11 protein-coding genes are annotated in these 10,218 nt (G+C 43.6%); 5 read left to right on the top strand and 6 right to left on the bottom strand.

The window, feature by feature from the left end; all coding sequences use genetic code 11:
• Positions 1-360: 360 nt before the first annotated feature.
• Complete coding sequence (locus L0P88_RS21265) at positions 361-768, bottom strand: acyl-CoA thioesterase (protein ID WP_158779100.1); 408 nt, start codon at positions 766-768, stop codon at positions 361-363.
• Positions 769-949: 181 nt separating this feature from the next.
• On the opposite strand from L0P88_RS21265, the gene L0P88_RS21260 reads away from it, so the two are divergent.
• Positions 950-1,801 (top strand): phosphatidylserine decarboxylase, encoded by an 852-nt coding sequence (locus L0P88_RS21260; protein ID WP_247131888.1) that lies wholly within the window; start codon positions 950-952, stop codon positions 1,799-1,801.
• Here the strand turns inward: L0P88_RS21260 and L0P88_RS21255 are convergent.
• Positions 1,798-2,694 carry a DUF72 domain-containing protein gene (locus L0P88_RS21255; protein WP_247131887.1) on the bottom strand — a complete coding sequence of 299 codons (897 nt, stop codon included), beginning with the start codon at positions 2,692-2,694 and terminating at the stop codon, positions 1,798-1,800. The genes L0P88_RS21260 and L0P88_RS21255 overlap by 4 nt on opposite strands.
• 448 nt (positions 2,695-3,142) lie before the next feature.
• Between L0P88_RS21255 and L0P88_RS21250 the strand changes: the two genes are divergently transcribed.
• Complete coding sequence (locus L0P88_RS21250; RefSeq protein WP_247131886.1) at positions 3,143-3,556, top strand: glyoxalase; 414 nt, start codon at positions 3,143-3,145, stop codon at positions 3,554-3,556.
• Here L0P88_RS21250 and L0P88_RS21245 read toward each other — a convergent pair.
• Positions 3,539-4,216 (bottom strand): DUF2461 domain-containing protein, encoded by a 678-nt coding sequence (locus L0P88_RS21245; RefSeq protein ID WP_247131885.1) that lies wholly within the window; start codon positions 4,214-4,216, stop codon positions 3,539-3,541. The two genes, L0P88_RS21250 and L0P88_RS21245, sit on opposite strands and share 18 nt — an antisense overlap.
• Positions 4,217-4,308: 92 nt before the next feature.
• On the opposite strand from L0P88_RS21245, the gene epsC reads away from it, so the two are divergent.
• Together epsC and cysM are read left to right on the top strand one after the other, a co-directional pair.
• On the top strand, positions 4,309-5,097 hold the full coding sequence (epsC, locus tag L0P88_RS21240; RefSeq protein WP_247131884.1) for a serine O-acetyltransferase EpsC: 789 nt from the start codon (positions 4,309-4,311) through the stop codon (positions 5,095-5,097).
• Entirely contained in the window at positions 5,090-5,977 is an 888-nt protein-coding gene (gene cysM, locus L0P88_RS21235) for a cysteine synthase CysM (RefSeq protein ID WP_247131883.1), read from the top strand. The genes epsC and cysM overlap by 8 nt, the downstream gene beginning before the upstream one ends.
• Here the strand turns inward: cysM and L0P88_RS21230 are convergent.
• The 3 genes from L0P88_RS21230 to corA all read right to left on the bottom strand — a co-directional run bounded on the left by L0P88_RS21230 (position 5,921) and on the right by corA (position 8,769).
• A complete protein-coding gene (locus tag L0P88_RS21230; RefSeq protein ID WP_247131882.1) occupies positions 5,921-6,712 on the bottom strand; it encodes an alpha/beta hydrolase in 792 nt (263 codons plus the stop codon). The two genes, cysM and L0P88_RS21230, sit on opposite strands and share 57 nt — an antisense overlap.
• A 40-nt stretch (positions 6,713-6,752) precedes the next feature.
• Positions 6,753-7,628 (bottom strand): alpha/beta hydrolase, encoded by an 876-nt coding sequence (locus L0P88_RS21225; protein ID WP_247131881.1) that lies wholly within the window; start codon positions 7,626-7,628, stop codon positions 6,753-6,755.
• 61 nt (positions 7,629-7,689) lie between these two features.
• A complete protein-coding gene (gene corA, locus L0P88_RS21220) occupies positions 7,690-8,769 on the bottom strand; it encodes a magnesium/cobalt transporter CorA (RefSeq protein ID WP_247131880.1) in 1,080 nt (359 codons plus the stop codon).
• A gap of 111 nt (positions 8,770-8,880) precedes the next feature.
• Here corA and L0P88_RS21215 point away from each other — a divergent pair, with 111 nt between their 5' ends.
• Positions 8,881-10,113: a DUF418 domain-containing protein gene (locus L0P88_RS21215; RefSeq protein WP_247131879.1), complete on the top strand. Its 1,233-nt coding sequence runs from the start codon at positions 8,881-8,883 to the stop codon at positions 10,111-10,113.
• Positions 10,114-10,218: the final 105 nt, after the last annotated feature.

Genomic DNA, 10,218 nt, shown 5'->3' with positions numbered 1-10,218 from the left:
TGTAGGTCTAAAACTTTTGACCCTGAAATGAAGTCTCCCCATCCCTTTGGCCTTTGTTGTCTTATCTTGTTATTTGGTAACGGAGAATACTTAGGAAAGCCACCAATGCTGGGAATCCCATACTGGAAAAAGACAACAATAGGCTATGTATCAATTTAAGTAAAGTGGTATAAAACTCTATAAAACAGATGGATATGTTATAAAATACTTTTGATACATCACATCCATTCCATGCATTCATGAAACAAATAGTGGCCTTATCCACACAGGGCAAGGGCAGATTGTGCGAAGCGGATTTAATAATCCATGGGGAACCCTTTTGAGGGTATGGGGTAAAGTTCAGGCGATGGTCACTGGGCTTCAGGGTAGTTGATTGGCCTGTTTTTCCAAACGGTCCTTTACATATTCCACTTTGGTCTTGCCATGCGGTGTAGGTTTCCCATTTTCATCAAGATTGACCAAAATCACATTGTCCACGGTAACAATGGTTTCATGGTTCATTTTGTTACGCACCTCACAATTCAAGGTCAACGAACTATGACCAAACTTGGTGACCTCGATACCAATTTCAATGATATCGCCTTGAACGGCGGTACTCATGAAGTTAATCTCGGACATATACTTGGTGACCACCTTTTTATTCTCCAATTGAATGATGCCATAGATGACCGCCTGCTCATCCAGCCATGCCAAAACACGGCCCGCAAATAAGGTTCCGTTGGCATTTAAATCTTCTGGCTTGACCCACTTTCGGGTATGAAACTTCATGGATATATTTTTAATCAAAATTATCAATTAAAACCCTGCTGGCCTATCAAATTCCATATCACAATAGAAAAATGACATAATCTAAAAAATGTTAACCTTGGAATAAAGTTTTCTTAATTCATTGGGAATGGTATTGCGGATAAGATACCTTGAAAGGGCAAAAGCTAAACATCACCAAAAAATGGACGTCTCATCAGCGCATTATTCAGACCCTACCTTTACCGTGTTCAAAGTCCCCAAATGGCGGGCTTATTTTTACCAATTCCTCTCCATAACCGTTTGGGGAAATTTGCCCAGCAACCTCCAAAAAAGCGTTTCCAAATGGTACGCCTCGGTTTATAACAAACCCATATCCAAATATTTCATTAGTCCTTACATCAAAATCAACTATACGGACTCCAATTACCTGGAAAAATTCAAACCCCCATTTGAAAAGCGTGATTTTGAATGTTTTCAGGACTTCTTTATCCGGGAATTCAAAGAGATTCCAAAGACCGGTAGTGAATGGGTCTGGCCCTGTGAAGGCCTACTTTGTGAGGAAGGGAAATTACATCAACTCCGAGCGGCCCAGGTTAAATGCGATACAAGGCATGTAGCAACGGTATTTGGTTTGAAAGAAGGGGTTATTCCGGCCAACTATACGTTTACAAATGTCTTTTTACATAACAAGAACTACCACCGTATCCACTCTCCCATTGATGGCACCATAACCCGGATCCAGCACGTGCCGGGCGACCTGGTGGTTTTGCGACCTTGGATTTATAAACAGGACCCTTCGTTGCCCGCATTCCGAAATGAACGCTATAATGTGGATATAACGGACGATTTGGGAAGGACGTGGTACCTATCCATTGTTGGAGGGCCCGCTGTGGGCACCATTGAATTGAATGAAAAAGTACAGTGCGGCAACAGTATTGGAAAACTGGACCAATTGGCGTTGTTCTATTTAGGCTCCACCTGCTGTATGGCCGCTCCCAGGCCACCCCAGTTCCATAAGAAAAACACCTTTGTAGAGGTCGGGATGCGTTATTAGAACAACCCCTTTTGCCCTCCTCCCAAGGTTTGGGGTATCCTAAGGTCTATCCCGAGTTCTTGATTTAGATTGTCTATGATATAGGCCGATAATAAGGGGGACTCCACCTCCAGATTTTGATGGACAAAAAAGTGGATGTTGGACAGTCCCAAAGCTGACCAGGACTTCAATCTTTGTACCCAGTCGTCCAATCTGGGGTAATCCGATACATGGTTCGCACCAACATACCTGATGAATGCCTCGTTGTTCGTCAATCGCATATGCATCAAATCCCTTCGCCCCGCAGTATCAACAAGGACATTGGCCATCGTATTCTCCTCCAGCAAGTGGTACAGTTCTTCGGCCACCTTGGCATCATTGAACCAGTCCGTATGCCTAAATTCAATGGCCAGGGGAAATTCCTTGGGCCAATATTCCACAAAACGGACTACCCGATCCCAATTTTTGGGACCAAAATTATTGTGCATCTGCAAAAAAATGGTCCCCAACTTTTCCTTTAGATTACTCGCAGCATCCAGATAGGCATCGACAAAAGGATAGACCTTTTCATTTAAACGCCTTAGATGACTGATATCCTGGGACAATTTTGGAAAAAACTTGAATCCACTTGGGGTTTTGTCGTACCATTTTGAAAACTGCTCTGCCGGAAACAGGCGATAAAATGTAGCATTCAGTTCAATGCAGTTGAATTGTGAGGAGTAATACCCCAATTCATCCTTTGTTCCCCTTGGGTAAAAATTCTTAAGATCCTGTCTGTTCCATTTTGCGCACCCAACATAGACGTTCAATTTTTGGTTTTCACCGGTATTGGCCAATACGGCCGCTGTACTTGGGTGGTCCTCGGGAAAAGAAAAATCTATAAGCTCGGGGTTATCCACTTTTCCAAATTTCATACGTAAGATTCTAGGTTAGGGCTAAAGATACATATTTGGAAAAACTTCCACCTTGGGCAAGGACTTGATGTTCCAATCCAAAACCATACCCCGGACCGTAACGCTTGATCTGTTCCGTACTTAGGTCCCACACCCCTTTTTCAAATCAATCCATTTGCCGCGAATGGTCCTGTTTTTTGTTCATATCCTCGTTGAAAACTAAATCCCACCGTTTTAGTAATCGTAATTGTAATATGTAATTTTAGAAGTGTTTTAGACTTTTTCAAATTGGCTAAAAATGCTGTTTGGCACCCATATTTTGTCTTTTTCTTGCGGCGTAGCCCAGCTACCTGCCCACCATGCGGAAGGCAGGCGGGTGCAGCTCAAAAAAGCCTTCACCTGGGCACAAAGCCATCAATTTTCGCTTCAATCCAAAAAGTTTAAATCACTTCTTAATAAAACTACCAATATGGACACAAGGTCATCCCACCTTTTGAAAATTCGTCCAGTGTTACAGAAAGCCAAAGTCCACGCGGACACTACTGATGACGAGTATTTTCAAAATGTAACTTTGCGGCCGATCATTAAGTTTCAAAACATGCTTTTGATTGAAGCTTTCAAAAACTACATCGGAAAACACAAGAACAAATATTACGAACTGTCCGTGGAAAAAAGGTTGGAGTATATCGAAAAATCCATCCAAAAGGACATTAAATTCAGAAACTCCCTTAAGGGAATGATCATCGGGCAATTTACAGTGGAGGAATACAGGACCTATATCAAAAACTCCTCTGCCCTCAACAAGCGAATGATGAATATGGTCATTAACCGATTGAAGGACCAGATGCAGCTATTGGAGTCCGTTTCACTGGTCTATGAGTGATTCCCCATTGAGATTGGTGGTGAGGATGTTGCTCATGATGTCAAAATAAGGCCGAATGGCCTTGAATGATTTATCCACCTCAGCAATGAAGTTTTTCGATAGCACCTCCTCATCCGTAAAATTTCGGACAAAGATGAACTGTTTTTTCTTAATCAGATCGATGTTGGGGTCCTCCTTGTCAAATCCCTTGGGTGCTGTCTTCACACCATCCCCTTGAAGCTCACCCCATATCGCCTTAAAGTCCTTCTTGGAAATTACTTTCCTAAATTCATCGGCATCCAACTCCAACTCCTTTCTAATCCTAAAAAGATCTTCTTTGTTGGGGTCCCAAAAACCCGTGGCAATAAAGGATTCCCCAGGTTTTACACAAATGTAGTAGCCTCCCCGTAATGCCGCCCCTGCCCTACTAAACGACGCCGAGAACTGGGACTTATATGGTGTTTTATCTTTGGAAAACCGCACATCGCGATATATTCGGAACACTTTTAGGCGTTCAATATGATCGTGTTTCCCCATGCGTTCCTTCAGGGATTCAAAAAATGATTTCACATCCGCTTCCAAAGCCTTAAAAGTAGGCTTATGTTCAGTAAACCAATCCTTGGTATTGTTTTTGGCAAGCTTCCTTAAAAAATCCAACGTTTCTGCTGTAATGTGTTGCATAATCCTACTACTATAGATTTTAGGTTAAAGTTAACCATTTGTGCGTATGCAAATGGCTACTTTTAGCATCAAGACGAGTTACAAAGTTAAAAATGGACAAACAACAAATCATCAATCAACTTAAACTTCACAAGAAACAACCCTATTTAGACTATAGGCTGAAAAGGATTGCCGAGAAGTTTACCGATAAGCTGTTTTATACGCTCTTTGATACCAACACTCCTTTAGAGGAAAACCTGGACGTTCTGGAATCGCTTTTTAGTGATTTGATCGCACTGGCCTGTTGGGAATCCCACAAACCATGTAATAAGGTTTGGGAACGTTACGTTGGGCAACTTCCCCATATTCTGGAAAACTTAAATCTGGACGCCGAGGCCATCCGAAACTGTGATCCGGCTTCCCTATCCATTGAAGAGGTATATATGGCCTACCCCGGTTTTTATGCCATTGCCATCTACCGATTGGCCCATGAGCTCTATAAGGTGGGTTTCCCCATGGTTCCCCGTTTAATGACGGAATATGCACACCGGCAGACGGGTGTGGACATCAATCCTGGTGCACAAATTGGCAAAGCCTTTTTTATTGATCATGCTACAGGCGTCGTTATTGGGGAAACTGCTGTAATCAAAGACCATGTAAAGGTATACCAGGGTGTTACTTTGGGGGCCTTGTATGTGGAGAAATCCCTTAAGGACGTAAAAAGACATCCTACCATAGAATCCAATGTCACCATTTATGCCAATGCCACCATTTTAGGAGGGGACACGGTCATTGGTGAAAATACCATCATAGGTGGAAACGCCTGGCTCACCAGCTCTGTACCACCAAATTCCACGGTCTTCCATACCCCGGAAATCAAAATAAAAACAGCACATGTCTAACCCTATTTTAGAATTGGTCGGAAATACCCCTTTGGCGGAGTCCAAAGTATTGAACACCAACCCCAACGTAAAGTTGTACTTTAAACTGGAGGGACAAAATCCGGGGGGAAGTGTCAAAGATCGTCCGGCTTTGAACATGATCAGGAGTGGACTGGAGCGCGGTGATTTTGATGCTGCCTCCAAACTGATAGAAGCCACCAGTGGCAATACAGGAATTGCCCTGGCCATGATCGCCGGGGTTTATGGGCTTGATATTGAACTGGTCATGCCCGAAAATTCCACCAAGGAACGGATACAGACCATGCAGGCCTATGGGGCAAAAGTTACCCTTACCCCTGCCGATATTGGAATTGAGGGCGCCCGGGACTATGTGGTGGACAAAGTAAGGAATGAAGGGTATGTGATGTTGGACCAATTTGGCAACGAAGACAATTGGAAAGCCCATTACAAAACCACTGGACCGGAAATATGGAAGGCCACCGATGGACAGATCACCCATTTTGTGAGCAGTATGGGAACTACCGGTACCATAACCGGCACATCCACCTATTTAAAAGAACAAAAAACCGATGTTCGTATCATAGGGGTACAGCCTGAGGAAGGCTCCCGGATTCCCGGAATTCGAAAATGGTCACCCGAATATGTACCCAGTATCTATGATGCCTCCAAAATTGATACGATTCGCTATGTCTCGGAAACCGAAGCAGTGCAAATGGCAAAGCGACTGGCAAAGGAAGAAGGCATCTTCTCAGGAATGAGCAGCGGCGGTGCCGCGACCATTGCCCTTCGGATTGCGAATGAAATTGAAAGTGGGACCATTGTTTCAATTGTTTGTGACAGGGGGGACCGTTACCTTTCCTCCAACATTTTTGCCCCCTAGGAGTTGGGTGATAGTGGTCTGGTACAATTCAAAATCCGACAGGTTATTGTGCCCTCCCCCATCAATGACCACAAAATGGGATTCCTTATGGGCAATATGTTGATAAAGCTCAAATGCCGATTCATAGGGCACCACATTATCCGCCGTTCCCTGAAAGATGGTTATTGGACAGGACACCCTACCAATGCTGGCATTGTTATCAAAACGATATTCCAATAGCCATTTGGCGGGCAAAAAAGGGAAACGACGCCTGGCCATATCCTCCAAACTATAAAACGGGGTTTCCAAGATCAATTGTTGGGGTGTATTGGCCGAAGCCAACTTCGTTGCCATGGCACAACCCAATGAACGCCCATACACTACAATGTTTTCTTCACGAAACCTACTTTTGGCGTGGTCATAAACCAATTGTGCATCCCTATGCAGGTTTTCCTCACTCAATTCCCCGGTACTTTTCCCATAGGTTCTATAGTCCATGATCAGAACGTCCCATCCGCCATGGACAAATTGCTCCGTAATCAAGCCCCAACGTGACAGGTCCCCTGCATTTCCGTGAAAATATACGATGACACCTTTGGGATGTTCCGCTTTAAAATGCAGGACATTCAATTGCGCCCCGTCCGCGGTATCAAGAAACAGCTCTTGAAAGGGCGTATCAAAACGAAATTGGTACTCCTTATTGAGTTTGGAAGGGAGGAAGATCAATTTTTCCTGAAATACTTTTAAAACCCCCATGAGCACCAAAAATACTGTAATTAGTGGGATAAGTATCCAACTAAGCTTTTGCCCTAGGCTTCTTTTTTGCATAATCGTATTCAATACTGGAACCCGTTAAATCCATTTTTCCTGGTTTGGTGTTCACAATGTCCGAGAGCATTTTGTGGTAGGCTTCAAATTGGTTCAGGTCCTTATGCCCACCTCCAATCACCGTATGCAAGGTAGTGTTATTGGGGTTGATCTTGGATAGTTTAACACTGCTCTTATAGGGAATCAATTGATCGTCCGTTCCATGGATAATATGAATGGGACATTGGACATATTTCAACCATTTGTATGTTGGGATGGGGAATTTTATAATGAGCGATATGGGCATAAAGGGGATGAATTTTTTGGCCACTTTGCTCAAGCTGTAATAGGGCGCATCCAGGACCAACATCCTTGGGTTGTTCATGGACGCCAATTTAGCGGCAAAACCGGAGCCCAAACTGCGGCCGTAGAGAACGATATATTTTTCCGCGACCTTTTCCTTGATTTTGTTGTAAACCACCTGCATATCGCGTTTAATGGCCTTGTGGGTGCGTTTACCGGTACTTTTGCCAAAGCCCCTGTAGTCCACCATGATCACATCATAATTATGACGGGTGAAATCCACGGCAAATTTGCCCCAACCCTTAATACTTTTGGAATTGCCCTTTAGATAAAAAACGACTCCTTTGGGATTGGGCGATTTAAAATGGAGTCCGTTGATTACGGCACCGTCCCTGGTTTCTATATTGTATTCTTCAGTGACCTGATTTTCATAAACGAACTGAAAATCCGCCGGGAGCTTCTCAGGTTTGAACAACATATAATCCTGAATCAGGTAGAGGATCATACTGATCACCAGATAAATCCCAAGGACCACGAAAAGGATGTACAACCAATAAGGCACTTTGATTAGTTTTCCTTAAAATACAAAAAAGATGTCTTTTGCTTTAAACGGCAGGTAAGGCTCACAACCATTTCTTTCCCTTAAAGAACAGTAACAAGCCTATTCCCACGATAAGAAACACACCCCATAGGACAAAATAACCATCTTCAAATCGGAGTTCCGGTATATTTTCAAAGTTCATCCCATAGACCCCCGCTAAAAAGGTCAATGGGATAAAAATGGCCGCAATGACGGTGAGCACCTTCATTACCTCGTTCATCTTATTGCTGATCTGCGTCATATAGATTTCCATAATACTTGTTGCCATTTCCCGATACAATTGAATGTCCTCATTTATTTCAATACAATGGTCCAGGGTGTCCCGAAGAAAGAGCTTGGTGTCCTTGGTCATTAAGGGATGTTCCGTTTGCAGCAACCGAATAATAATCTCCTTGGCCGGGAAGACCCATTTTCGAATACGCAGAATTTCCTTTTTTAGAATCTGGATCTTTCTCGCCGTTTCGTCCGTGGGATTTCCATAGGCTTCTTCCTCCAACAGTTCCAAGCGGTCCCTATAATCTTCAAGTACCATATAATAGTTGTCCACGAGGGCATCAAGCAGGGCAAAGAACAGGTAATCCGCACCCCTGGCCCGTATCCGTCCATGCTTTTTGGCTATGCGTTCCTTTACCCCATCAAAAACATCCTCTTCCGTCTCCTGAAAGAGGATTACCCCATTGGGAACCAGGTTCAAAGCAATATGCTCAACAATGATTTTATGATCGGAATTGATATACAGCATTTTAAGTACGGCAAAAATGTGGTTGTCATACTCGTCTATTTTTGGACGTTGAAAAGCATCCATCACATCCTCCAGGAGCAGGTTGTTCAGATTAAAGGACCGGCCAATGCCATCAATCGAGCTTTCATCCGAAATTCCTATAATATTGAGCAGACTGCAAAAGCCATCGGCAAAAGTGATGTCATGGGAATCAATTTGGGATTCCTTGATGGTATCCGCATCGTATTGCAATACGCTGATCTTTGATGATGTCCGCTCTTTAAGGCCCACATAACCGATATGCCCCGGAGCCTTGCCCAACTTTGATTTTGACCGAAATACCCTCCGTGTTTTCCGTATGTTAGTGTTGTTCCTTGCCATTCTGGAGTTCTTAACCTTCCCCTAAGGTACACCTTTCAAAAAACCGTGCAATAGTGTAACATCCTGATTGCAGTAAAGTCTAACCACAAAGCAATCAAAAAACAATCACCCATGTCCAACACCATCAACCCCGCCCATTCCTTTCAGCGTATAAAAATCATAGATGCCCTACGTGGTTTTGCCCTTGCCGGAATTGTCATCTGCCATGTTGTCGAAAATTATATGGCGTCCGCTGTACCGACCAGTTTCAATGAAGCGGTTCATCAAGGCATTATTGACGATATTGTTGACGCGCTTATCGGGATATTCCTTCGAGGAAAGTTTTTGGCCTTGTTTTCCTTCTTATTTGGACTCAGTTTTTTTATTCAAATGGATAATGCACATGCGCGAGGGGGATATTTTGGAGGCCGTTTTTTTTGGCGTTTGGTCCTCTTGATGGCCATTGGTTTTATACATAGTCTGTTTTATCGGGGGGATATCCTTACGGTCTATGCCGTACTCGGTATTTTTTTGATTCCGTTCTATAAGGTGGATAACAAATGGGTACTGGGATTTGCAACGCTCCTGTTTTTTGGATTGGTGCGGTATATCCTATTTTACCTCACCGGTGGGGAGCGTATTTTTAGCGATACCAATATGGATCCCGATGACCCTAAAATCCTCGCGTATTACGATACGCTAAAAAATGGTTCGTTATGGGATGTTTTTGCCACCAATGCCACGGAAGGCCATTTGGATAAAGCAGAATATCAGTACGGCTTTTTCGGAAGGGGCTATTTCACCTTTGCCTTCTTTCTTGTCGGTCTCTACGCCGGTAGGTTGGGTTTCTTTAAACGATTCAAGGAAGAAAGGAAATTCACCAAAAGAGTATTGATTTATTCTTCCATTGCCCTGGTGGTTTCCATAGGGACAGCCGCCGCGGTCTTTGCCAGTATGGGACCGGAATTTAATCCAAAAAGCTGGAATGCCATGATTGGATTTACTACAATGGATATTGGCAATGCGGCGATGACCCTAATGTACATTGCAATTTTTGCCATGCTGTTTCGAAGGGTAAAGTGGGAAAAAAGGCTTGGAACGTTCGCCCCTTACGGCCGTATGGCGTTGACCAACTATGTGTTTCAAAGTATTGTTTTCACCTTTATCCTTTATGGATGGGGACTGGGATTAATTGGTGAATTGCGGCAGGTATATGCTTTTTTGATAGCCATTGTGTTTATTGCCTTGCAAATGTGGCTCAGTAAGGTATGGCTAAAATACTTTGCCTATGGCCCTTTGGAATGGGCATGGCGCAGCTTAACCTTTTTCAAGGCATTTCCGTTTAAAAAATGGAACCCGTCTTGAGTTCGCAGGGTTTAGGGAAAAAACAAGATTTTGTGCCCAGATGAAGGCTTTTTCGCGTTGCACCCGCCTGCCTTCCGCATGGTGGGCAGGTAGCTGGGCTACGAA

The sequence above is a fragment of the Muricauda sp. SCSIO 64092 genome (assembly GCF_023016285.1).
Lineage (GTDB): Bacteria > Bacteroidota > Bacteroidia > Flavobacteriales > Flavobacteriaceae > Croceivirga.
This window is presented reverse-complemented; position numbering and strand designations above follow the sequence as displayed.